Origin of the sequence: Streptomyces sp. NPDC091289, from assembly GCF_044757365.1 — a bacterium.
Taxonomy (GTDB): domain Bacteria; phylum Actinomycetota; class Actinomycetes; order Streptomycetales; family Streptomycetaceae; genus Streptomyces.
On record NZ_JBIVUT010000030.1, the window covers coordinates 21405 to 45302 of the forward strand.

General features: G+C 73.0%; 15 protein-coding genes. 4 read left to right on the forward strand and 11 right to left on the reverse strand.

The annotated features are described in order from the left end of the window. Nucleotides 1-5 precede the first annotated feature (5 nt). The 3 genes from ACIQPT_RS32360 to ACIQPT_RS32370 are packed head-to-tail and all read left to right on the forward strand — an operon-like array spanning nucleotide 6 to nucleotide 9301. The gene (locus tag ACIQPT_RS32360; protein ID WP_401161123.1) at nucleotides 6-7226 is read left to right on the forward strand and encodes an amino acid adenylation domain-containing protein; all 7221 of its coding nucleotides are present in this window, start codon (nucleotides 6-8) and stop codon (nucleotides 7224-7226) included. Nucleotide 7227: 1 nt separating this feature from the next. Then, nucleotides 7228-8433 (forward strand): FAD-dependent monooxygenase, encoded by a 1206-nt coding sequence (locus tag ACIQPT_RS32365; RefSeq protein ID WP_401161125.1) that lies wholly within the window; start codon nucleotides 7228-7230, stop codon nucleotides 8431-8433. Further along, on the forward strand, nucleotides 8420-9301 hold the full coding sequence (locus tag ACIQPT_RS32370; protein WP_401161127.1) for an SDR family oxidoreductase: 882 nt from the start codon (nucleotides 8420-8422) through the stop codon (nucleotides 9299-9301). Before ACIQPT_RS32365 ends, ACIQPT_RS32370 begins: the two co-directional genes overlap by 14 nt. A 67-nt stretch (nucleotides 9302-9368) precedes the next feature. On the opposite strand, the gene ACIQPT_RS32375 is transcribed toward ACIQPT_RS32370, so the two are convergent. From ACIQPT_RS32375 to ACIQPT_RS32415, 9 genes are all read right to left on the reverse strand, one after another. After that, a complete protein-coding gene (locus tag ACIQPT_RS32375; protein WP_401161129.1) occupies nucleotides 9369-10658 on the reverse strand; it encodes a LuxR C-terminal-related transcriptional regulator in 1290 nt (429 codons plus the stop codon). Nucleotides 10659-10719: 61 nt separating this feature from the next. After that, nucleotides 10720-12438 (reverse strand): phenylacetic acid degradation protein PaaN, encoded by a 1719-nt coding sequence (paaN, locus tag ACIQPT_RS32380; RefSeq protein ID WP_401161263.1) that lies wholly within the window; start codon nucleotides 12436-12438, stop codon nucleotides 10720-10722. A 184-nt stretch (nucleotides 12439-12622) separates the two neighbouring features. After that, a complete protein-coding gene (locus ACIQPT_RS32385) occupies nucleotides 12623-13180 on the reverse strand; it encodes a TetR/AcrR family transcriptional regulator (RefSeq protein ID WP_401161131.1) in 558 nt (185 codons plus the stop codon). A 68-nt stretch (nucleotides 13181-13248) separates the two neighbouring features. Continuing rightward, nucleotides 13249-14487: an MFS transporter gene (locus tag ACIQPT_RS32390; RefSeq protein WP_401161133.1), complete on the reverse strand. Its 1239-nt coding sequence runs from the start codon at nucleotides 14485-14487 to the stop codon at nucleotides 13249-13251. 213 nt (nucleotides 14488-14700) lie between these two features. Beyond that, nucleotides 14701-15201, reverse strand: a complete 501-nt coding sequence (locus ACIQPT_RS32395; protein WP_003971159.1) for a hypothetical protein — start codon at nucleotides 15199-15201, stop codon at nucleotides 14701-14703. A gap of 77 nt (nucleotides 15202-15278) precedes the next feature. Beyond that, nucleotides 15279-16445 carry a thiolase domain-containing protein gene (locus ACIQPT_RS32400; RefSeq protein WP_401161135.1) on the reverse strand — a complete coding sequence of 389 codons (1167 nt, stop codon included), beginning with the start codon at nucleotides 16443-16445 and terminating at the stop codon, nucleotides 15279-15281. After that, nucleotides 16438-17490: a thiolase domain-containing protein gene (locus ACIQPT_RS32405; RefSeq protein WP_401161137.1), complete on the reverse strand. Its 1053-nt coding sequence runs from the start codon at nucleotides 17488-17490 to the stop codon at nucleotides 16438-16440. Before ACIQPT_RS32405 ends, ACIQPT_RS32400 begins: the two co-directional genes overlap by 8 nt. Continuing rightward, nucleotides 17491-18438, reverse strand: a complete 948-nt coding sequence (locus ACIQPT_RS32410) for a Zn-ribbon domain-containing OB-fold protein (protein ID WP_401161139.1) — start codon at nucleotides 18436-18438, stop codon at nucleotides 17491-17493. Nucleotides 18439-18453: 15 nt separating this feature from the next. Next, the gene (locus ACIQPT_RS32415) at nucleotides 18454-19257 is read right to left on the reverse strand and encodes a crotonase/enoyl-CoA hydratase family protein (RefSeq protein ID WP_401161141.1); all 804 of its coding nucleotides are present in this window, start codon (nucleotides 19255-19257) and stop codon (nucleotides 18454-18456) included. A 166-nt stretch (nucleotides 19258-19423) separates the two neighbouring features. Here ACIQPT_RS32415 and ACIQPT_RS32420 point away from each other — a divergent pair, with 166 nt between their 5' ends. Continuing rightward, nucleotides 19424-21046, forward strand: a complete 1623-nt coding sequence (locus ACIQPT_RS32420) for an acyl-CoA synthetase (protein ID WP_401161143.1) — start codon at nucleotides 19424-19426, stop codon at nucleotides 21044-21046. A 144-nt stretch (nucleotides 21047-21190) separates the two neighbouring features. Here ACIQPT_RS32420 and ACIQPT_RS32425 read toward each other — a convergent pair whose 3' ends face one another. Both ACIQPT_RS32425 and ACIQPT_RS32430 read right to left on the reverse strand, forming a co-directional pair. Further along, nucleotides 21191-22186, reverse strand: a complete 996-nt coding sequence (locus tag ACIQPT_RS32425) for an AraC family transcriptional regulator (RefSeq protein ID WP_401161266.1) — start codon at nucleotides 22184-22186, stop codon at nucleotides 21191-21193. A 120-nt stretch (nucleotides 22187-22306) separates the two neighbouring features. Further along, the gene (locus tag ACIQPT_RS32430) at nucleotides 22307-23830 is read right to left on the reverse strand and encodes an alpha/beta fold hydrolase (protein ID WP_401161145.1); all 1524 of its coding nucleotides are present in this window, start codon (nucleotides 23828-23830) and stop codon (nucleotides 22307-22309) included. Nucleotides 23831-23898 lie beyond the last annotated feature (68 nt).

Sequence of the window (23898 nt, forward strand, 5' to 3'; positions counted from 1 at the left end):
AACCCATGAGTACGCACCACGAGATTTCCCTGACCTCCTATCAGAAAGACATCTGGGCCGCTGAATCCAGGGCCCCGGGCGACCCTCAGTTCAACGTGGTCCAGCACGAGCGACTGACCGGTCCCGTGGACACGGACGCGCTGCGCGACGCGCTGACCCGGACGCTGCTGGGCCACGAGGCGTTCCGGCTCCGGTTCGGCGAGCGGGACGGGGTTCCGTTCCAGTGGTCCGGCGATCCCGGGGAGTGGCCCGGTGTATGGGAACCGGACGAGGATCTCTCGGCCCGGGAGGACCCCGCCGCGGCCGTCGCCGCCCGGCTGGAGGACTTCCTGGCCGAGCCGTTCACCGTCCAGAACTCCCCGCTCGTCTCCGCGCTGCTGGTCAGGGAGAGCTCCGACACGGTCCACCTGGCGCTGAAGGCCCACCATCTCGTCGTCGACGGCTGGGCCCTGAACACCGTGAGCGGCCAGATGTGGGAGGCGTATGCCCGGGACGACGCGGCGGAAGCCGGACGGACCCCGCTCCCCCACAGCGTGGTGGTGGAGTCCGATGCCGCCTACCGGGCCTCGTCCGACCACGGACGCGACCTCGCCTTCCACCGGGACGCCCATCGGGACACGGTCCCCGTGCTCTTCCCGCGCTCGGCGGCCGCCGAGGCTCCCGGCGGCCCGGGGCGGGCGCGCCACGGCTTCTCCATCGACGCCGCGCTGGTGGACCGAATACGGGAGGGCGGCGGGTCGCCCTTCGGCGTCGTCGCCGCCGCTTTCGCCACCTACTTCGCGCGGGTGCACCGCAGTGAGCAGATCGTGCTCGGTGTGCCCTTCCGCAACCGGCGGGACGAGCGGACGCGCTCCGTCGTCGGGCAGTTCGCGAACAGCCTGCCACTGCGGGTGGACGTCCACCCGGACGCGTCCCTGCCCGACCTCGCCGAGCAGGTCAGGACGAGAACGGCCGAGCTGCGCGGCCATGAGCGCCTCGCGCTGGGTGACGTGCTGCGCACGGTCGGGGAGCTGCCGGGCGGTGTCCGCTCGCTCTTCGACATCACCCTGTCGTACGTGCGTTTCCCGGCCGTGGAGGTGCCGGCGGGGATCACCCGGGTGGCGTCGATCATGGCCCCCGTGCACCGGCAGGACGCGCTGGCGGTGACGGTCCACGCCGACGAGGGCGACGGCTCGCTGCGGGTGGCCCTCGACCACGCCCTGGACGTCTTCGACGAGGACTTCCCCGTCACCGGCGTGGCCGAGGGGATCCGCCGGCTGCTGGCGGGCGCGGTGGAGGCCCCCGAGCGGCCCGCCCTCGCGCTTCCCCTGGTCGGCGATGTGGAGCGGGCCGAGCTCGTACGGGCCGCGCGCGGGCCCGACGTCCCCCACCGCACGGACCGCACCCTGCACGAGCTGTTCGAGGAGCGGGCGGCGGCGCACCCCGGACGCACGGCGGTCGTGGACGAGGCCACCGGGGAACGGATCGACTTCGCGACCCTGGACGCGCGGGCCAATCAGATCGCCCGCGCGTTACGGGCCCGGGGCGTGGGCCCCGACGACCGGGTGGCCGTGCTGATGCGGCGTGGGCCGGACCTGCCGGCCGCGCTCCTCGGCGTACTGAAGGCGGGCGGCGCGTACGTGCCCGTCGACCCCGGATACCCGCAGGAGCGGATCGCCTTCCTGCTGCGGGACAGCCGGGCGGGCGTCGTTCTGACCTCGGGCGAGACGCCGCCGACGGCCGTGGACCCGGCCGTACCGGTACTGAACGTGCGGGACCTGCTGCACGGTCCTTCGGGTCCGGTGGAGCCGGCCGCCGGCCCGCACCACCTCGCGTACGTCATCTACACCTCCGGATCGACCGGTCGGCCCAAGGGGGTCATGGTCGAGCACCGCTCGGTGGTCAACCGGCTGGCCTGGATGCAGCGCCGCTACCCGATCGGGGCGGACGACGTCCTGCTCCAGAAGACCCCGATCTCCTTCGACGTGTCGGTGTGGGAGCTGTTCTGGTGGGCGGCCGAGGGGGCGTCCGTGGCGCTGCTGCCGGTCGACGGCGAGAAGGACCCGCGGGACATCCTGCGGACCGTGCGGTCGCGCCGGGTCACCGCCCTGCACTTCGTGCCGTCCATGCTCGGCCCCTTCCTCGATCTGCTGGAGGAGGACCCGGCCCTGCGCGCCGACGCGGCCTCGCTGAGCCGGGTCTTCTGCAGCGGCGAGGCGCTGCCGCCGGCCCGGGTGGACCAGTTCCACCGGGTCTTCGGACCGTACGCCGCCGGCTCCGGTCCGCTGCTGGTCAATCTGTACGGGCCGACCGAGGCCACCGTGGACGTCTCCTATCAGGACCTCCCCGGCGACCCGGCCGGGGCGCCGCAGGGCCGGGTGCCGATCGGCCGCCCCGTCGACAACACCCGGCTCCACGTCCTCGATCCGGCCGGGGCCCCGCAGCCGGCCGGGCTGGCGGGCGAGCTGTGCGTCGGCGGGGTGCAGGTGGCCCGCGGCTATCTCGGCCGTGAGGAGCTGACCGCCGAGAAGTTCGTCGCCGATCCCTTCTCCGGCGAGGGGCGGCTCTACCGCACGGGTGACCTGGCGCGGCTGCTGGCCGACGGGACGCTGGAGTACCTGGGCCGGATCGACGGACAGGTCAAGATCCGCGGCAACCGGGTGGAGCCGGGCGAGGTGCAGAGCGCGCTGGCCGCCGTGGACGGGGTCCGGGACGCGATCGTCGTGGACCGCGCGTCCGCGGACCGCTCCACCTATCTGGTCGGCTATTACGTCTCCGATCTCGCCCTGGACGACGCCGTGTTGCGGGCCGCCCTGGCCGTGACGCTACCCGGCTTCATGGTCCCCGCCCACTTCGTACGGATCGACGCCGTCCCGCTCACCCCGAACGGCAAGGCGGACCGGCGTGCGCTGCCCGAGCCGGCGGTGTCGGGCGCCTCGCCACGTACCGCGACCTCTCCACGCAACGACACCGAACGGCTGCTGGCCGGGGTGTGGGCCGAGCTGCTGGACGTGGCCGAGGTCGGCGTCCACGACAACTACTACGCGCTGGGCGGTGATTCGATCCAGATGCTGCGGCTGCGGGCCGCCGCCGAGAAGCGGGGGCTGCACTTCTCGCTCTCCGACCTGGTCCGCAACCCGACGGTCGCCGAGCTGGCCGCCGTGGTCACCGAGGGTCCGGCCGGGCAGGCGCAGAGCGGGTACGAGCCGTTCGCGCTGGTCTCCCGGGTCGATGTGGCCCGGCTGGAGGGAACGCCGGGCATCGAGGACGCGCAGCCGCTCTCCCGCCTCCAGCTCGGGCTGATCTACCACAGCCGCACCGAGGAGGCCTCCGCCGTCTACCGCGACGTCTTCCAGTACTCACTGACCCTCCCGTGGCGGGAGGAATCGTTCCGCTCGGCCTTCGACCGGCTGGTCGCCCGCCACCCGGCGCTGCGCTCCTCCTTCGACCTGGGGGCCTTCTCCGAGCCGTTGCAGCTGGTGCACGACACGGTGGAGCGCGGGCTCTCCGTCCGCGACCTGCGGGGGCTGCCGCAGGAGGCGGCGCGCGAGGAGATCGCGGCGTACGTCGCCGAACGGCGCTACCACCCGTACGTCTTCACCGATGCCCCGCTGTACCACTTCCGGGCCTTCGTGCTCGCGGACGACAGCGTGGAGTTGGTCCTCAACTTCCACCACGCGCTCCTGGACGGCGGCAGCGTGGCGAACACGGTCAGCGAGCTGCTCCAGGACCATCTGCACCTGACCGGGGCCGGAATCGATGCGGTGCCGGCCGCCGAACTGCCCTCGGCGGCCGGTCATGTGGCGGCCGAGCGCACGTCGTTGGAGTCCACGGAGAGCCGGGCGTACTGGTCGCGGCATCTGGAGGGATCCGCACTCCCCCAGTTCGACGGCTTCCGCCCGCACGAGGCCCCCGGCAGCGAGGAGCTCATCACGCGCCGGCTCGACCTGTCGGATGAACTGGCGTTTGCAGTGCGGGATTTCGCGCGGGAGCACGCGCTGCCCGTCAAGTCGGTGCTGTTCGCCGCCCACTGCCTGACCCTCGGTCTGTTCACCGGCGCCACCGATGTCACCACCGGCCTCGTCACCCATGGCCGACCCGACACGGACGGCGCCGAGCGCATCGTGGGGCTGTTCCTCAACACGCTGCCGGTGCGCCTGGACACCGACCGGGAGAGCCTGCTCGACGTGGCCCGGGAGGCGTTCCGGCAGGAGCAGCGGACCCACCCGCACCGGCGCTATCCGCTCAGCGCCATCCAGGAGGAGCTGGGCGCCACGGTGCTGGACACCGCGTTCAACTACATCCACTTCCGGCAGCTCGCCCCGGTCCTCGCCCTCCCCGGTGTGCGGATGGACGCCTTCCAGGCCTGGGAGGAGACCAACTTCAGCCTGCTGGTCAACGCGGTGGCCGACCCGGCGGACGGACATCTCTGGCTGCGGATGGACTACCGGGGCACCGTCTTCACCCCGGGGCAGGCCGCGCTGTACGCGGATCGGTTCCTGACGGTCCTGGACACGCTCGCCCACCACCCCCACCAGCCCCCGGGCACCGCGCTGCGGGCCGGAGTCCCCGGCCTGGCGCCCGCACCGGCCGAGGCCGCCACCGCGCCGGTGGAGGTGGTCACCGCCGTACGGGAGCGGGTGGAGAAGGCTCCGGACGCGGTCGCGCTGGTCTTCGGCGATGAGCGCTGGACGTACGCCGACCTCGGTCGGGCGTCCGACCGGGTGGCGCGCCGGCTGCTCGTGCTCGGGGCGGCGGCCGGTGACAGCGTCGGCATCGCCATGGACCGCTCCCCCGAGACCGTCGCCGTGATCCTGGGCGTGCTGAAGGCGGGGGCCGCCGCGCTGCCGCTGGACGCCGACTACCCGCAGGAACGGCTCGCGGCGATGCTGGAGCAGGCCCGTCCGCTGCGGGTGGTCGCCCGGCGGGCGCAGAGCGAACTGCTCCCCGAGGGCGTGCCCGTCCTGCTCGCGGAAGACGCCCTGGCCGGGCCGGACGACGGTGGGGAACCCGACGGCGTGCCGCTGCCCGCCATCGCGCCTCGGAGCACGGCCTACGTTCTCTTCACCTCCGGGTCCACGGGCCGGCCCAAGGGCGTGGCGATGCCGCACCGCTCGCTGGCCCAGCTGGTCGCCTGGCAGAACGACGTTCCCAGCGGGGCGGCCGGTGCGACGACCGTGCAGTACGCGCCGCTGAGCTTCGACGTCTCCTTCCAGGAGATCTTCTCCACGCTGTGCGGCGGCGGCACCCTGCTGCTGCTCTCCGGCGCCGAGCGGCGCGATCTGCCCGCGCTGCTGCGGCTGCTGGACCGGGAGCGGGTGGAGCGGCTGTATCTGCCCTACGTCGCCCTCCAGCAGCTCGCGGAGACGGCCGACGCTCTGGGGCTGGTCCCCCGCGCCCTGAGGACGCTGATCTCCTCCGGCGAGCAGTTGCGCGTCACGCCGGAGATCCGGCGGCTGTGCGCGGCGCTGCCCGGGGTACTGCTGGAGAACCAGTACGGCCCCACCGAGTCGCACGTGGTGACGCGTCACACGATGACGGGCGATCCCGCGTCGTGGCCGCCGCTGCCGCCGATCGGGAAGGCGGTGACCGGATCGCAGGTGCTGGTGCTGGACGCGGAGCTGCGGCCGGTCCCGGCGGGCGTCAAGGGGGAGATCCACCTCGGCGGCGTCTGCCTGGCCGACGGCTACCTCCACCAGCCGGAGCTCACCGCCGAGCGTTTCGTACCGCATCCGGACGGCACGCCGGGCCGCCGGCTCTACCGCACCGGCGACCTCGGGGTGGTGCTGCCGGACGGTTCGGTGGTCTGCCTCGGGCGGGCCGACGCCCAGGTGAAGGTGCGCGGCTTCCGGGTGGAGCCGGCCGAGGTGGAGCTCGCGGTGGCGCGGTTCGGCGCCGATCACCCCGGGCTCGCCGAGGTGGCGGTGGTCGCACGGCGGCGCGAGGGCAACGACTCCTTCCTCGCCGCGTTCCTGGTGGGCGACCGCGAGCACACCGATCTGGGCCAGCTCGGCAAGCAGCTGCGCACCGTGCTGCCGGACTACATGCTGCCCTCCCACTACGAGTGGCTGCCCGAGCTGCCGCTCACCCCGAGCGGCAAGCGCGACGACGCCGCCCTGCGCCGCATCGCCCTGACCGCCGGGCGGGCGGGCGACGACACACCCCCGCGCGACGCGTACGAGCACGCGCTGGCCGAACTCCTCGGCGAGCTGCTCCAGTTGCCGGTGCCCGGGGTCCACGACGACATCTTCGACCTGGGCGGCACCTCGCTGACGGCGATGCGGCTGGTGGTCCTCATCGAGCAGCGGTACGGAGTGACCGTCCCGCTCTCGGAGTTCATCGCGGCGCCCACGGTGGCCCAGCTCGCCGAGCGGCTGCGGTCGGGCGGGGTGAACGCGGCGTTCGACCCGCTGGTGCCGATCCGGTCCGGCGGCGACCGGCGGCCCGCGTTCTTCGTCCATCCGATGGGCGGCAACGTCCTGTGCTACGTCCGGTTCGCCAAGTATCTGCGCGACGACCAGCCGCTGTACGCGCTCCAGGCGGCCGGGGTCGACGCGGGGACCGAGCCGCTGCGCAGTGTGGAGGAGATCGCGGCCGGATACGTCGAGGCGATCCGGCGGGTGCAGCCCGAGGGCCCGTACGTCATCGGCGGCTGGTCCTTCGGCGGGTTCGTCGCCTTCGAGATGGCCCGTCAACTGCGCGCCAAGGGCGAGGAGGTGGCCCGTCTCGTGCTGCTGGACACCACCGCCCTCAACCCCGGACGGCGGCTGACCACCGACGACGACGCCCTGCTGGGCTGGTTCTTCTGGGAGCTGCTGTGGCTCCGGCGCGGCGGCGACTCCCCGCTGGAGGCCATTCCGTCCGGGCTCGGGTCGCTGGAGGAGAAGTTCGGCTTCATCGCCCGGCTCGCCGTCGAGGAGGGCGTACTGCCGGCGGGCAGCACGGGGGCGGTGGTGCGCCGGCTCTTCCATGTGTACGAGGCCAACTGGCGGGCCGCCTTCGCCTACCGGCCCGAACCGGTCGACCAGGACATGACGCTGGTGCACGCGTCCGAGCCGCTGCCCGAGGTCCTGGACTCGATGCACACGGCCATCGAGTCCCTGCACCGCGACCCGTCGAACGGCTGGCGGGAGCGGACCCGCGGTGAACTGACCGTCATCGACGTACCCGGCGACCACCTGACCATCATGGAGGAGCCCCATGTGGCCCACCTCGCCCAGGTCGTCACCGAACTGATCGGAGAGTGACATGACGCATGCGCGCCGCAAGGCGATCGTGATCGGTGCGGGCATCGGCGGTCTGACGGCCGCGGTGGCCCTGCGCCGGGCCGGACTGGACGTCGAGGTGTACGAGCGGGCGGCCGAGCTCGGCGCGGCCGGCTCGGGGCTCTCGGTGATGAGCAACGCGCTGGCCGCCCTGGACTCCGCCGGGATCGACCTCGGTCTGGAGAAGCGCGGCCAGGTCCTGGAGTCGTACCGGGTGAAGACGTCGAGGGGACGGCTGATCCGTGAGTTCCCCTTCCCCGAGATCATCGGGCGGCTCGGGGTGCCGAGCATCCTGATCACCCGTTCCGCGCTCCAGGCCGCCCTGTTGGAGGCGGCCGAGGGCATTCCCCTCGTGCTGGGGGCGCAGGCGGAGCGCTTCGATCCGGACCGGCCCGGGGGCGGAGTGAGCGTGCACTTCACCGACGGCACCCGGGCCGACGGCGACGTGCTCGTCGGCGCGGACGGCTTCAACTCGGCCGTACGACGCCGGCTGACCGGCCCGGGCGACGAGCCCTCCCAGGACAGCGGCTACATCTGCTGGCTGGCGCTCGTCCCGTTCGAGCACCCGAACTTCACCCCGGGCTCGGTGACCCACTTCTGGGGCAGCGGGCAGCGGTTCGGCCTGGTCGACATGGGCGACGGCACGCTGTACTGGTGGGGTACGAAGAACATGCCCACCGAGGAGTCGCACGACTGGAAGGGCGGCAAGGAGGATGTGCGGCGCGCCTTCGCCGGGTGGGCCGACGAGGTCCAGCAGGCCATCGCGCAGACCCCGCAGGAGTCGATCCTGGCCGTCCCCTCGCGTGACCGGGCCTTCCTGGAGCGCTGGGGCCGGGGACCGGTGACCCTGCTGGGCGACGCGGCCCACCCCATGCTGACCAGTCTGGGGCAGGGTTCCTGCATGGCGATCGAGGACGCCGTCGTCCTCGCCCGCCATCTCGCCGGGAGCGCCGACAGCACGGTGGCGCTGCGCCGGTACGAGGACGAACGTCGCGAGCGCACCCGGGGCATGGTCGCCGCCTCACGCTCCATCAGCACCTTCGAGCAGTCGGTGAATCCGGTCCGGCGCCCGGTCAGGGACGCCTACTTCAAGTTTCTGCCCACCGGGCGGCTCACCGCCGTCCTGGAAGGCGCACTCACCTTTCCCCGCACCGGACCCGTATCGGAGGACGTCCATGCCGGCCGGTAGGAAGCTCCCCATCACGCCGAACGGCCGCTCCGTTCTGGTCACCGGCGCCTCGTCGGGGCTGGGCGAGGCGTGTGCGCTGCGGCTGGAGCGGGCCGGGTTCGGCGTCTTCGCCGGCGTACGGAAGGAGGCGGACGGCGAGGCGCTGGCCGGGCGGTCAGGGCACGGCCGGATCACCCCGGTCCGCGTCGACGTCACGGACCGGGGCTCGATCACCTCAGCGGCACGGGAGATCGCCTCGCTCGGCGACGGCCGGCCGCTGTGGGGGCTGGTCAACAACGCGGGGATCTGTGTCTCGGGCCCGCTGGAGTGCGTGGACCCGGAGCGGCTGCGGCAGCAGCTCGACACCAATGTGGTGGGCCAGCTCGCGGTCACCCAGGCGTTCCTGCCGGATCTGCGGCGCAGCCGGGGCCGGATCGTCAATGTCACCTCGGGCCTGGGCAGCGTCGCGCTGCCCTATATGGGCGCCTACGCCGCCGCGCAGTTCGCGAAGGAGGCGCTGACCGATGTGCTGCGCCGGGAGCTGCGGTCCCAGCGCATCGGGGTGAGCGTGGTGCAGCCGGGCGCGATCATGACGCCGATCTGGAGCAAGGTGTCGACGGGCGGCGAGGCGGCTCTGGCCGGGGTGGAGAGTGAGGTCGCGGAGCTGTACCGGACGCCGTTCCTGCGGTTCCTGCGGCAGAACGAGGCGGGGGCCGCGGGCAGCGGGACCCGGCCCGAGGACTTCGCCGCGGCGGTGGTGAAGGCCCTCACGGCGGCGCGGCCCCGGTCCCGCTACCGGGTCGGGGACGACGCCCGCCGGGCCGGGTTGCTGGCCCGGGTGCTGCCGGATCCGGTGCTGGACCGCTATCTGCGGCCGCTCACCGCCTGACCGGTCCGCGCTGCCGTGGCCGCCGTCCGCGAGGGGCGGGCGGCGGCCCGGCGCCGGTGCGCGGCCGTCACGAGCGGACGCAACCCTGCCCGGCCGGGACGGCGCGGCCGGGCAGGACGCGCTGCTCGACCGCGCTGAGCAGGTCGATCCGCGAACGCACGCCGAAACTCCTGAACAGCCTGCGCAGGTGGTAGTTGACGGTGTGCGGCGAGACGTCGAGCCGGCGGGCGATCTGCTGGTTGGTCAGGCCCGCCTTGACCAGCCGGACCACGGCGGCCTGCCGGTCGTTCAGCAGGTCCCACGCCGTCGCCTCCGGAGAGTCGGCCGGGGCCGCGGTCCCGGCCGGACCGGGCGCGGGGGGCCCGGCGGCCCGTGCCGTGCGCAGCGCCTCCGCCTCCCGGCGCAGCGCCCGCTGGAGCGCGGCCGGCACGGCGTCGGCGAGGATCTCCCGCATCAGCTCGTTGCGGAACACCGTCCGCCCGCCGTCGCCCGCCACCGCGCCCATCGCACAGGCCTCCTCGCAGAGCGGGATCAGTGCGGAGGGGGCGGTGCGGAGCATCGGCGCGAGGATCTCGTAGTCCAGCTCCCGGCCCAGCACCGCGGCGACGCTGAGGAGTTGGCAGCAGGCCCGCGAGTAGCAGGCCATGGTCTCCTCGATCCGCCGGTGGAGCCGTTCGGGCAGCCGCGTGGACGTGGGGTGGGCCAGACCCGAGCCGGTCTCGACCGCGCCCTCCTCCTGGAGTCCGAGCAGCAGTTCGGCGGTGATCCGGGGGTGGCCTCCCGCCTTCTCGATCAGCCGCCGCAGCGAGGGCGACGGGGGCGCTCCGAGGGCCCCGGTGGCCAGGGCGGTGATGACGCCGGGGGCGAGCGGACCGAGCGTGAGCCGCTCCACGTATCCGCAGCGGGTGGAGAGCACGGCGGCCAGGCTCTCGCAGCTGCGCCCGGTCCGGTGGGCGACGACCCATACGGTGGGCACGCCGTGGGGCCCGCCCCCACGGGCGAGCAGGGCGTCCACCGCGTCGGCGCCCAGGTGGTCCGCCTCGTCGATCAGGACGAGGGCGGGCATGCGGCGCAGCCCCGGGCGGCCGATCCGGCCGGTGCGTCCGACGCCCGGCACCTTGCACCGGCCCAGGGAGGGCAGTTGGCCGCGTACGCATGTCTCGTCGGGGACGCGGAAGCCGAGCCGGGCGGCTTCCTGGGCGCAGGCCTGCAGCAGGCGGGTCTTGCCGGTCCCCGGTGGTCCTTCGACCACCAGGAGGGCGCTGCCGCCTCGCGACGCGTGGTCGAGCGCACGGCGGACGCGGGACAGTTCGTCGTCCCGGCCCCTGAACGGCAGGTCGAACGGGGCACGTAGCACGTGTGTCCTCTCTCTCGGATCGCTGGCTGGTTCCCGCCGCGGCGGCGCGTGCGCGGGCCGGTCACACACGGCGGCGGACCTCGACCGTGCGGAATCTGCGTGCCACGAACGCGCCGTCGCAGAAGGCGTGGTCGGACGCCGGGTTGGCTCCGGTGCCGTGCAGGTCGGAGTAGACGGCGCTCTGGGTCAGATACCAGTCGCCGGTCATGTTGAGGGACAGCATCACTCCGGCGTCCGCGCAGGCGCGGGTCACCGCGCGCTCCACGTCGTCGGATGCCGTCCAGGCTCCGACCGAGAGGGATCCGGCGGTGGTGGCGGTGCTGTGCAGCAGGGCGATGCCGTCGTCGGCCGAGTCGACGGCCACGGTGAAGAAGACGGGGCCGGGCCGGGCGTGTGCCAGTGCGGCCCGGTCCTGCGGCCGGGCCGCGTCCAGCGCGACGAGGGTCGGGGTGCGGACGGTGGCACGGGGGTGGCGGGGATGGTGCACGGTGCGGCCGGCCAGGACGACCGGGCCGAGGGCACCGGAGTCGGCCAGCTCCGCTGACGCCGCTTCCTCCGATCCGCAGAGTGCCCCGAGCAGATCGCAGGCGAAGGCGTCGTCGGTGAGCAGCCGGGTCACCGCGGCGGCGAGGTCGGCGACCACGTCGAGATGGCCCTTGCGCCCCCGGTCGGTCCGGATGCCGGCCCGTGGGATCAGGATGTTCTGGGGGCTGGTGCAGAGCTGGCCGCTGTAGAGGGCGAGGGAGAAGGCGAGATTGTCGAGCATGGCCGCGTAGTGCTCGGTGGACTCGATCAGCACGGTGTTGACGGCGGTGGTGGAGGTGAAGACCTGCGCGTGGCGAGCGTTGTCCCGCAGCCACCGCCCGAACGCGGTGGCGCCGGTGAAGTCGACGATCCGTATGTCCGTCCGGACGGCGAGCGTCCGGGCGAGCCCTTCGCCGGGGTGCTCGGCGGCCAGCGCGACGAGGTCGGGTGCGAAGCCCGCCGCGGTGAGGACGTCCCGGGCGACGGCCACGGTCAGGGCGAGCGGGAGTACGGCGGCGGGGTGGGGCTTGACGATGACCGGGTTGCCGGTGGCGAGCGAGGCGAAGAGACCGGCGTAACCGCTCCAGGCGGGAAAGATCCGATTGCCGATGAGCAGCGCGGTGCCGAGGCCGGCGGGTGTGAACGTCTTCTCCATGGCGCAGGGTTCGCCGGAGGGCAGAGGCTTGGTCCAGAGCGCCCGGGCGGGCAGCCGGGTCTGCTCGGTGTACGCGGCGGCCACGGCCTCCAGTCCGCGGTCCTGGGCGTGTACGGCTCCGGCGTGGAAGGCCATCACGGGCCCGTGGCCGCTGGTGTGCATGGCGGCCTGGGCGAACTCGGCGGACCGGGCGTTGATCCGGGCGAGGATCTCCAGGCAGACCGCCGCCCGGACGAGCGCTCCGGCCCGCCGCCAGTCGTCGGCCGCGGCCTCCGCGCCGGCGAGCAGCGCCTCGGGATCGCTGTGCGGGTAGCTGATGCCCAGGGCGAAGCCGTACGGGGAGACCTCGCCGCCCTCGGCGGGTAAAGGGCCCACGGTGCCGTCCCGGCCCGGCTGTTCCAGCGGGAAGGGCTTGTCCAGCAGGGCGCGGAAGGCCCGTTCGCCCTCGGCCTCGGCGTCCTTGCCGTAGGCGCCCGGGTCCTCGGGGTAGGGCGACCAGTGGGTGCGGGTGCGCAGGGTCTCCATCGCACGCTCCAGGGTGGGCCGGTGCGTTTCCACCAGCCGCTGCCTGGCCGCCGCACCGGGCGCGGCGGGCGCGATGGATTCGGGGAGAAGGGATTCCGGCACGGGGACGGAGTTCACACGTGCTCCTTGGATCGGAGGGGCCGATGAGGCGGACTCGGGGCGCCCCGGATGCGGGCATGCCGAAGCGGCCGGGGGCGCGGAACGGCCCGGAAAGGCGAAAGGTGGGCGGTGGACGGGGAAGGGCGCGGCGGTCGATCGGTCAGAGCAGGACGTGCCGCAGCACTGCCTCGAACTCCGCCGCCGTGGGCGGTGTGTCGGTCAGCAGTCCCTGGAGGAGCAGTCCGTCGACGACGCCCTTGAAGATCTGCACCCGGACCGGATCGTCGGTGTAGCACAGGGCGTATCCGGCGATGGCGTCCAGCCAGCGCCCGGTGGAGGTGCGCAGCTCCGGCCGACGGGCGGCGAGCAGATAGAGCTCGTACTCGGCGAGCAGCCGGCCGGGGCCGGCCATCACGTTCGCGAGCAGCTCGGCGAGGGCGGTGAGACCCTCGGGGCTGCCGTCGGCACTCTCGGCCAGGCGGCGCATCCGTTCGGCGTCCTGGTCCATACAGACGGTGAGGGCGGCGGTGAGCAGGTCGTCGATGCTCTTGAAGTAATAGGCGGCGGCGGTGGCGGGCTGGTTCGCCTCGCGTGCCACCGCCCGGTGGCTGACACCCGCGACGCCCTCGCGGGCGACCACCTGGAGGGTGGCCTCGATGAGTTCCTGCCGCCGGAGCTCGCCCTTGAGCAGGCGGCCGTCGGTCTGTGATGTGGTCATCGTGCCCTCCGGGCGTCGTGGTCGAGCGGGACGGGAGCGGCGTGCCGTTCCTCGCGGCTGCGGGGCGTCTACAGGACCGACTTGGCGTGCCCCTCGTCTGCGGGCGCCTCGGCGCGCACCCGCAGACTCCGGTTGAGCGGGCCCTGGGCGGTCAGCGCCAGCAGCACCGTCGCGCCGCCCGCGGCGATGGCCACGGCGAAGCCGCCGGAGGGGCCGAAGCGGTCGACCATACCGCCCGACACCGAGGCGCCGAGCGCGACACCGACGCTGAGACCGGTGATCGCCCAGGTCATCCCCTCGGTGAGCGCGGCCGGCGGCACCGTCTTCTCCACCAGTCCCATCACCACGATCATGGTAGGCGCGAAGAAGAGGCCGGAGAAGAAGACGGCTGCGGAGAGCGTGGCGATGTTCCCGACGAGCAGCAGGGGAAGCGTGGTCAGGGCGGTGCCGGCCGTGCTCAGGAGGAGCAGTCGCGGCAGCGGGACGGTGAGCCGGAGAGCGCCGAAGACCAGCCCGGCGCCGGCCGAGCCGATCGCGTAGACGGAGAGGACGATGCCCGCGCTGGCCGGTGATCCCTGGTCTTCGGCGAAGGCGACGCTCACCACGTCGACGGTGCCGACGATCGTGCCGCCCGCGACGAGGGTGAGGGCCAGCAGGACGAGTGGTCCGCCGCGCAGCGCCGAGACGCTCGGGGCGTCGTCGGCGGCCGGCCGGAGCACCGGCGGTTCGGTGCGCTTCTGCGGCACGAACATGAGGACGCCGAGGGCGAGCAGCACCGCCGCCACCAGGGGCCCGGCCTCCGGGAAGAGCGCGGTGCTCAGCGCGACCGAGAGCGCGGGGCCCACCACGAAGGTGAGTTCGTCGACGACCGATTCCAGCGAGTAGGCGGTGTGCAGGCGGTCCGAGCCCCGGTAGACGTGGGTCCACCGGGCGCGGACCATCGCGGCCATGTTGGGCATGGTGCCGGCCACCACCGCGCTGACGAAGAGCGTCCAGACGGGGGCGTCGTAGCGGGCGCAGAGGAGCAGCACGCCCATGGCGATGACGCTGAGGCCGGTGGCGGGCAGCAGGACCTTGCTCTGCCCCCGGCGGTCGACCACGCGGGAGATCTGGGGGCCGCAGAGGGCCATGGACAGCGTGAAGGTGGCGGAGACGGCCCCTGCCAGGCCGTACTGCCCGCGCATCTGGGACAGCATCGTGATGATCCCGATGCCGGCCATCGACAGCGGCATGCGGGCGACGAAGCCCGCGGCGGAGAAGGCTACGGAGCCCGGCGCCTTGAAGAGAGCGCCGTAGGGGTTGGCCATGGGGACGGACCTCCGAACTGGGGGGAAACGGTGAACCTGAACGACCGTTACACATTGAACGGTCGTTACATTTTTTCACCGTAGTCGCTCCCCCGCCATCGGTGTCAACGCGCATTTCCGGACGTCGTACAGGGCGAGAATCGGCCCGCCGGGGCGCTCCGGGCATGAAAAATAGGCCGCCCGGCATATGCGGGCGGCCTATGGAGATACGTTTCAGCCTTGCTGGAACAGCTCCGCGGGCAGGGGCTTGAGCAGGGTGTACAGGTCGTCGGTGATCGGCCGGTCCCAGCTGGCGATGGTCACGAGGACGCCGTCGCTGCGGTCGAACTGGACGCAGGCGATACGGCTCTCGGAGAGCTTGACGCGGCGGACGATCAGCAGATTGTCGCCCTGCATGACGGGGACGTCCTCGGAGCTGACGACCTCGATCGGCTCGTCGTTCTCCAGGGCGAGGAGCAGCTGGGCCACCTCGAAGGGGACCTGACCCTCCTCGGTCTCGCGGGCGGGCGAGCCTTCCGGGAGATTGCCGATGATCATCGCCGGGCCCCGGCCGCCGTACAGGTCGTAGCGGAGGAAGACGCCCTGGCAGCTGCCGTCGGGGGCGGGGAGCAGACCGGCGCCGAGGTTGCCGGGCCAGTCCCCGGGGTCCATGGCCAGGACGTCGAAGTCCGGGCCCGCGGGTGTTGCGGCGCTACGGCGGCGGAGGAAGGACATGCCTGCCATGTTACGTGTCCCGGCTCACGTTGCGGAGCCGGGCCCGGGCCCCGTGGGACCGGGCCCGCCGCGCTCCCTCAGCCGGGCGGGGGCTCCGCTCCCACGAGCCACATGGCGAAGAACTGCGCCCCTCCGCCGTAGGCGTGGCCGAGTGCCCGGGTGGCCCCCTCGATCTGGTGCTCGCCGGCTCTCCCCCGCACCTGGAGGGCCGCCTCGGCGAAGCGGATCATGCCGGAGGCGCCGATGGGGTTGGTGGACAGCACGCCGCCCGAGGGGTTGACGGGGAGGTCTCCGTCGAGTTCGGTGACGCCCGCCTCGGTGAGCTTCCAGCCCTCGCCCTCCTCCGCGAAGCCGAGGTTCTCCAGCCACATCGGCTCGTACCAGGAGAACGGCACGTACATCTCGACGGCGTCGATCTCCCGGCGCGGGTCGGTGATCCGGGCCTGCCGGTAGACGTCGGCGGCGCAGTCCTTGCCGGCCTGCGGGGAGACGAAGTCCTTGCCCGCGAACAGGGTCGGTTCGCTGCGCATCGCCCCGCCGTGCACCCAGGCGGGCGGGTGGGGCGAGCGTGCCGCGCCGTCCCGGTCGGTGAGGATCATGGCGCAGGCCCCGTCGGAGGAGGGGCAGGTCTCGGAGTAGCGGATCGGGTCCCAGAGCATGGGGGCGGCCCGGACCTTCTCCAGGGTGATGTCGTGGTCGTGGAGGTGCGCGTAGGGGTTCTTCAGCGCGTTGCGGCGGTCCTTGTACGCGACGAGCGAGCCGACCTCGTCGGGCGCTCCGGTGCGCCGCATGTACGCGCGCACGTGCGGGGCGAAGAAGCCGCCCGCCCCGGCCAGCAGCGGCTGCTGGAAGGGGACGGGCAGGGAGAGTCCCCACATGGCGTTGGACTCGGACTGCTTCTCGAAGGCGAGGGTGAGGACGGTGCGGTGCACGCGGGCGGCGACGAGGTTGGCGGCGACCAGGGCGGTGGAGCCGCCGACCGAGCCCGCCGTGTGGACGCGGAGCATGGGTTTGCCGACAGCTCCCAGCGCGTCGGCGAGGTAGAGCTCCGGCATCATGACGCCCTCGAAGAAGTCGGGCGCCTTGCCGATCACGACGGCGTCGATGTCGCTCCAGGTCAGCCCGGCGTCCTCCAGGGCCCGGACGGCGGCTTCCCGGACCAGTCCGGCGATGGACACGTCGTGCCGGGCGGCGACGTGTTTGGTCTGGCCGATGCCGACGACGGCGACGGGCTCCTTAGCCATGAGCGCTCTCCCCTTCCAGGACGGCGACCAGGTTCTGTTGCAGACAGGGGCCGGAGGTGGCGTGCGCGAGGGCCCGGTCGGACTCGCCGCGGTGGATGCGGGCGGCGGCCTCGCCGAGCCGGATCAGTCCGGCGGCCATCACGGGGTTGGCGGCGAGTGCCCCGCCGGAGGGGTTGACGCGGACGTCGTCGCCGAGCCCGAGGGCCTTGCGCAGGACGACCTCCTGCGAGGTGAACGGGGCGTGCAACTCGGCGGTGTCGACGGGGCGTTCGAAGGCTCCGGCACGTTCTGCGGCGAGCCGCGCGGAGGGCGAGTCGGTCAGGTCGCGGACGCCGAGGCCGTGCGCCTCGATGCGGTGGTCGATGCCCCGGATCCAGGCGGGCCGTTCGCACAGGGCGCGGGCGGTGTCCCCGGCGGCGAGGATCACGGCTGCGGCGCCGTCGCCGATGGGCGGGCAGTCGCCGGTGCGCAGCGGCTGGACGAGGTAGTCGCCGGCGGGGACGTCGCCGGTGAGCTGGGCGTGCGGATTGTCGGCGGCGGCGGTGCGGTTGCGGGCGGCGACCTCGGCGAGGGCGGGTTCGTCGGTGGCGCCCGCGTCGATGAGGGCCTGCGCCTGGAGGGCGGCGAGGGCGACGGAGTCCGGCCAGAGCGGGGCGAGGTAGTAGGGGTCGAGCTGGCGGGTCAGGACGTCGCGGACCCGGCCGGGCGAGGACTTGCCGTAGGAGTAGACGAGCGCGGTGTCCGCCTCGCCGGTCTGGATCTTCACCCAGGCCTCGTACAGCGCCCAGGCCCCGTCCATCTCGACGTGGGACTCGGAGATGGGCGGGTGGGCGCCGACGCCGTCGAGCGCCATGGTGAAGGAGAAGGCCCGCCCGGCGAGGTAGTCGGCGGAGCCGGAGCAGGTGAACCCGATCTGGTTCGCCTTGAGGCCGGTCGCGCCGAGGACCTCGTGGAGGACGGGCATCAGGAGGTCGACCTCGGAGAGTTCGTCGGTGCGCCGCCGGTGCGTGGTCTGGGCGAAGGCGACGATGGCCACGTCCCGCATCTACACCAGCTCCTTGTACGTGTCGTAGTCGGCGTCGGGCTCCCCGGTGGGCCGGTAGTGGTCGGGGTGACGTGCGCCTTCGGCCCAGACGGGCTCGACGCGCAGACCCATGCGCACCTGGTCGTACGGGATTCCGGCGATGCGTCCGTGCAGCGCGAGATCGGCCCCGTCCAGGGCGATGTGGGCGTATACGTAAGGGACTTCGATGTCGAGGTTCTTCGCTTTGATGTTGACGATGCAGAACGTGGTGACCGTGCCGCGCGGGCCGACCTCGACCTGTTCGGCGGTGGCGACCCCGCAGGTGGGGCAGGCTCCGCGCGGCGGGACGTAGACCTTGCGGCAGGCGGGGCAGCGTTCGCCGACGGTCCGGTGTCCTTCGAGGGCGGCGAGGTAGGCGCTCTGGGCGCGGCCCGGGGTGTGGACGTAGTCGAGGCGGGCCGGGGTGACGATGCCGGTGACGGGGTCGGCGAACTCCCCGCTGTGCGGCGCGGGTTCGTCGGGGACGGGCTCGCCTTCGTACGGCTCGAAGCAGGCGATGTCGGTGATGGTGCCGGACCGCTCGGCGGCCCAGCGGATCCGGACGCGCATCCCGGTGCGCACGGCGTCGGGGCCCGGTGCGTCGAGGGCGTGCAGGAGCGCGGTGCCGGCCCCGTCGAGGCGGACGAGGACCCAGGCGAAGGGGGTGTCGAGCGGCTGGTCGCGGCGGGGGGCCGGGTTCCAGGCCCAGGTGGTGACGGTGCCGGTGGGGGCGACCTCGACGAGGTCGCGGATCTCGTTCGCGGTGACGGGGTCGTATTCGACGGGCGGCACGAGCACCGTGCCGTCCTCCGTGCGGACGCCGAGGACGGTGCGTTCGCGCAGTCCGGTGAGGAAGGCGCTCTGGACGGGCCCGAGCGAGCGGGTGAAGGGGAATGCGACCACCAGCGGGGCGCTGAGGACGTCGGTCATGGCTCTCTCCTGGGGTCAGGCGCGCCGGTAGACGGGCGGGCGCTTCTCGGCGAAGGCGCGCGCGCCCTCCTTGGCGTCCTCGGTGGCGAACACGGGCCAGCCGCGCTTGAGTTCGGCGGCCAGGGCCTCGCTCTCGGTCAGCTCGCCGCCCTCGTAGACCGAGGCCTTGACGGCCTCGACGGCGAGCGGCCCGCAGGCGTTGACCCGCTCGGCGACGGCGAGGGCCTCCTCCAGTGCGGTTCCGTCGGGCACGACCCTGCCGATAAGCCCGATGGCGGCGGCCTCGTCGGCGGTGTACGCCCGGCCGGTGAGAAGCATTTCGAGGGCGTGGGTGCGGGGGATCTGGCGGGGCAGCCGGACGGTGGAGCCGCCGATCGGGAAGAGGCCCCGGCGGACCTCGAAGAGCCCGAAGGTGGCGCCCGCCCCGGCGATGCGGATGTCGGTGCCCTGGAGGATCTCGGTGCCGCCCGCGACACAGGGGCCCTCCACGGCGGCGATCACCGGTTTGCGCGGCCGGTGGTGGCGCAGCATCGCCTTCCAGTGGAGGTCCGGGTCGGCGGTCATCCGCTCCCGGTACTCCTCGCCCTCCATTCCGCCGCCCGCCAGCGCCTTGAGGTCCATGCCGGCGCAGAACGCGCCGCCCGCGCCGGTCAGGACGACGGAGCGGACCGTGTCGTCCGCGTCGGCCGCGAGCCAGCCGTCGTACAGGCCGACGAGCATCGGCAGCGAGAGCGCGTTCCTGGCCTGTGGTCTGTTCAACGTGAGCACCAGCGTGGCGTCTTCGCGCCGCACGGTGAGGTGTTCCGTACTACCGCCCATGACCGACTCCTGTCTCCAGACCTGGAACAGGTTGCAGGAGGAGGGGTCGCAGTTCAATAGTTTTCTGACAGCTCGTCAGATTGTTTCGACGCCACCCCTTCCCACTTGTGCCGCCCGGCGCTCTAATGACGGCCGAGTCGCCAGTCACCCGGGGTCAGGAGGAACGGTGGAGTACAACCTTGCCGACCTGTTCGAATCGGTCGTCGACGCGGTGCCCGACCGCGAGGCGCTCCTGTACGTCGACCATCCCGGTACGGGCGCGGAGCGGCGGCTCACCTACGCGGAGCTGGACGCCGCCGCCAACCGGATCGCCCACCACCTGATCGACGCGGGCATCCGGCCGGGCGAGCATCTGGGGCTGCACCTCTACAACGGGGTCGAATACCTCCAGACGGTCCTGGGAGCCCTCAAGGCCCGGATCGTGCCCGTCAACGTCAACTACCGGTATGTCGAGGAGGAGTTGGTCTACCTCTACCGGGACGCGGACCTGGCGGCGCTGGTCTTCGACGGCGAGTTCGACGAGCGGGTCGCGGCGGCCGCCCCGCAGGCCCCCGGCCTGCACCATCTGGTCCGGGTGGGGCCTGCCCCGGCGGCCGTTCCGGGCCCGGCGGCCGTCCCCTTCACCGAGGCCGAGGCGTCCGGCTCCGCCGCCCGGGGCTTCGCTCCCCGCTCCGCCGACGACCAGTTCATCATCTACACCGGCGGTACGACCGGCATGCCGAAGGGGGTGATGTGGCGTCAGGAGGACCTGTTCTTCTCGGGACTGGGCGGCGGAGCGCCGACGGGCGATCCGGTGAAGTCTCCGCAGGAGCTGGCGGAGCGGGTCGCGGCCGGCGGCGACGGGATCACCTTCTTCCCCACCCCGCCGCTGATGCACGGCACCTCCACGCTGACCGCGTTCATCGGCTTCAACTTCGGCCAACGTGTCGTCGTGCACCGCAAGTTCGTGCCCGACGAGGTGCTGCGGACGATCGAGAAGGAGAAGGTCACCAGTGTGTCGCTGGTCGGCGACGCGATGCTGCGCCCGCTGATCGACTGCCTGAACGGCCCCCTGCGCGGGACGGACTGCTCGTCGCTGTTCTCCGTCTCCAGCTCCGGGGCGATCATGTCGGACTCGGTGCGGGCGGAGTTCCAGGCGCTGGTGCCGACGGTGATGCTGCTGAACAACTTCGGCTCCTCCGAGTCCGGCTTCAACGGCACGGCCACCGCCGACTCGGGACCGGAGAAGGGCTTCCGGGTGCAGGTCAACGCCCGTACGGCCGTGGTCGATCCGGTGACGTACGAGCCGGTGGCCCCCGGCGAGCCGGGCCGCATCGCCCAGCGCGGGCATGTCCCTCTCGGCTACTACAACGACCCGGCCAAGACCGCCGACACCTTCTTCCGCAGGGGCGAGGAGCGGTGGGTACTGCTGGGCGACATGGCCACCGTGGACGCGGACGGCATCGTCACCGTGCTCGGCCGGGGCTCCCAGTGCATCAACACCGGGGGCGAGAAGGTGCATCCGGAGGAGGTCGAGCAGGCGCTCAAGTCCCATCCGGACGTGTACGACGCGCTCGTCGCGGGCGTCCCCGACGAGCGCTGGGGCAACCGAGTGGCCGCCGTGGTGCAACTGCGCGAGGGAGCGGAGGCGTTGACCCTGGAGGCGGTGCAGACGCACTGCCGGACGCGGCTCGCCGGTTACAAGATCCCCCGCGCGCTGGTGCTCGCCGACCGGATCCAGCGCTCGCCGAGCGGCAAGGCGGACTACCGGTGGGCGAAAGCGGTGGCGGCGGGGGCCGTTCAGCGGTGAGGGACCGCCCGTTCGGGCCCGGGCGCTGATCGTCAACGCCCCGTCGCCGATCGTCAACGACAGGGCGGGGAGCGGTCCGCAGACTGGTGGACGTCGGGGTGCCCGGCGCCACGGGGGTGCGCCGAGCGCCCCGCCCCGCGTTCCTCAGCGCGCCGGCTCCGCTCCCTCCCGGAGCCTGACGTGCCGGTAGTCGCTGGGGGACATGCCGTGGGCGGCCCGGAACACCCGGCTGAAGTGGGCGGGCGCGCCGAAGCCGCACCGGGCGGCGATCGTGTGCAGCGGTGTGTGGGCCAGGGCGGGGTCGGCGAGATCCCGGCGGGCCCGTTCGAGGCGTCGGTCGCGGATGAGGGCGGCCACCGTGGTGTCCTCCTGCCGGAACAGCCGGTGCAGATGCCGGGTGGAGATGTGGTGCGCGGCGGCGACGGCCGCCGGGGTGAGCCCGGGGTCGTGGAGGTTGCCGCCGATGAAGGAGCGGATGGTCAGGACGAGATTGCGGGTCCGGGTCTCCGGCGACAGGGCCGTATCCCGGTCGAGCCCGCTGGCGAGCAGTCCGGCCGCCAGATCGAGCAGGATCCGGTGCAGCCGGGGCCCGTCGGCGGGACCGTAGGAGTCCGACTGGTCCACCAGATGCGTGACGAACTGGCTGAACAGCGCGCCGAAGCCGTGTCGGCCGGAGAGGCGCCGGCCGAGCACGTCGTCCAGTGAGGTGCTCATCGGCAGGGGCAGCAACGACCGGGGGAAGTCCACGCCCACCCCCACGATCGGCTCGTCGTCGGTCCCGACGTCGCAGGGTCTGGACACGTCGAGGACATAGAGGTCGTACGGTCCGACGGCGCTGTGCGGCCCGCCGTGCTCGACGAGCACGGTCCCGCTGCCGGGCCGGACCAGCGTCATGTGGAGCAGCCCCGGGTCGGACTGCCGGATCAGCCGGGGTGTGCGCCGGTAGCGGGACGCGTGCAGACGGGTGGGCCACAGCCAGGTGTCCTCGATGCGCAGGAGCCGGTGATCGGCCCAGAAGTCGTCGGCGTACGGGCTGGTGATCTCCATGGGCGCGACGACGTCGGTCATGCACTGCTGCCAGCCGGCGAACCGGTCGCTCGGAGCAAGGGCATCGGTCCGGAATTCCGCCTCGGTCAGCACGCGCCGCCTCTCCCTTTCGGTCCGCGCGGCCTCGTCCCGTACCGCTGCTCTCTCCATGATCTTTCATCGTTGCCGGTTCAACAACGCCCGTCGCCAGTTGACTTGGCCACCATGACCGGGTCAGGCGAGACCGAACGCCCTGATCGCCGCGAGGAATTCCTCCGGCCGGTCCGTGTGGATCAGATGCCCGGCGTCGATGGTGACCAGCTGGGCGTCGGCCATGGCCCCCGCCATCAGGGCGAGTTGGCCCTGGTCGATGTGGCTGGCCGGGCCGCCGCCGATGACGAGCGTGGGCGCGGTGATCTCCGGGAACCGCTCCCGGACGGCCGGGTCGGGGTCGTTCAGCTGGGCGTCGATGTCGGGGACGACGGGCCAGTCGAAGTCGAGGTCGCCCTCCGGGCGGACGGAGCGCGGCCGGGGCGGGTCGAGCGGGAGGAGGGGCGGCGCGTCCTCGATGACCAGCCGCCCGATCAGGCCCGGTTCCCGCTGGGCCAGGAGGTAGGCGGCCACGCCGCCCATGGAGTGCCCGACGACGGTCGCGCCGGCCAGGTTGCGGGCCTCCAGGAAGGCGTGCAGGTCGTCGCGGAACATCTCGAAGGAGTAGCGGCCGGGCCAGTCGCTCAGCCCGTGGCCCCGGAAGTCCGGGGCGTACACCCGGTGGTCGGCGGCCAGGTCCTCCGCGATCCGGGTCCAGGTCGCGCCGGAGCCCGCCCGACCGTGCAGCAGGACGACGGGCGGGGCCGTCTCCTCCCCCCACACCCGGTACGCGAGCCGGACGCCGCCCGCCTGCACGTTCAGGACCTCCGGGTCGAGGAAGGCCGCGACCGCCCGGGCGAAGGCGCCGGGGTCGTCCAGCCACGGGAAGTGCCCCGCGCCGCGCTGGACGACGAACTCGGCGCCCGGGAAGAGGGCGGCGAGCTCGGTGGCCCGGTCCGGGCTCGGGTGACCGTCGTACTCCCCGGCGAGCACGAGCACCGGCACGGTCACCTCGCGCAGGGCGGCGGCGGTAGCGGCGGGGTCGAACGCGCCGTCCCCGGCGTAGTGGCCGCGCGCCTCGGCGTTGGTCTGTCCGGCGGAGGCTTCGGCATGGGCGCGGGCCGCCTCGTCCCAGCGGCCGTAGGTGAGCGGCCGGACGGCGGGCCACAGCTCGGCGAACGGCCCGCCGGCGAGCAGCGCCTCCTGGGCGGCCCGCGCCTCGGGGTACCAGGGCTCCTCCCGCCGCAGCTCGGCGGCCTCGCGCAGGTCCTGGTCACTCACCTCGATGCCCACGGCCCGGGTGCTGGGCGTGATCAGGGTCAGGGTGCGCAGTCGTTCCGGGTGGCGGGCGGCGTACAGCAGGGCGAGGTCCGTGCCCGCGGAGTGGGTCAGCACGTCGATCCGGTCGAGGCCCAGGTGTTCGCGCAGCGCCTCCACGTCGTCGACGAGGCGGTCGCAGCGGTACGTCGACGGGTCGTCGGGCACGCCGGAGTCGCCGGTGCCGCGCAGGTCCGGCAGGACGAGCTGCCGCCGGGCGGCGAGCCCTCCGAGGTCCCCGAGATACGCGCTCGCCCGCATCGGCCCGCCGGGCAGACAGATCAACGGCGCCCCCTCCCCCACCAGGTGATAGGCGAGCGTGGTCGTGTCGTACGCGGAGAAGATCGGCATACGCCCCATCAAAACAGGAACACGCGAACGGGCGCACCGGACTTCGCGGGGAGCTGATCCGGAGCGAT

Bases quoted from the DNA above. Each gene is read 5' to 3' on its own strand.
- ACIQPT_RS32415 (WP_401161141.1), bottom strand. From the start codon at position 19,257: ATGGGCGGTAGTACGGAACACCTCACCGTGCGGCGCGAAGACGCCACG.
- ACIQPT_RS32410 (WP_401161139.1), bottom strand. From the start codon at position 18,438: ATGACCGACGTCCTCAGCGCCCCGCTGGTGGTCGCATTCCCCTTCACC.
- ACIQPT_RS32405 (WP_401161137.1), bottom strand. From the start codon at position 17,490: ATGCGGGACGTGGCCATCGTCGCCTTCGCCCAGACCACGCACCGGCGG.
- ACIQPT_RS32395 (WP_003971159.1), bottom strand. From the start codon at position 15,201: ATGTCCTTCCTCCGCCGCCGTAGCGCCGCAACACCCGCGGGCCCGGAC.
- ACIQPT_RS32365 (WP_401161125.1), top strand. From the start codon at position 7,228: ATGACGCATGCGCGCCGCAAGGCGATCGTGATCGGTGCGGGCATCGGC.
- ACIQPT_RS32390 (WP_401161133.1), bottom strand. From the start codon at position 14,487: ATGGCCAACCCCTACGGCGCTCTCTTCAAGGCGCCGGGCTCCGTAGCC.
- ACIQPT_RS32385 (WP_401161131.1), bottom strand. From the start codon at position 13,180: ATGACCACATCACAGACCGACGGCCGCCTGCTCAAGGGCGAGCTCCGG.
- ACIQPT_RS32360 (WP_401161123.1), top strand. From the start codon at position 6: ATGAGTACGCACCACGAGATTTCCCTGACCTCCTATCAGAAAGACATC.
- ACIQPT_RS32400 (WP_401161135.1), bottom strand. From the start codon at position 16,445: ATGGCTAAGGAGCCCGTCGCCGTCGTCGGCATCGGCCAGACCAAACAC.
- ACIQPT_RS32370 (WP_401161127.1), top strand. From the start codon at position 8,420: ATGCCGGCCGGTAGGAAGCTCCCCATCACGCCGAACGGCCGCTCCGTT.
- ACIQPT_RS32430 (WP_401161145.1), bottom strand. From the start codon at position 23,830: ATGCCGATCTTCTCCGCGTACGACACGACCACGCTCGCCTATCACCTG.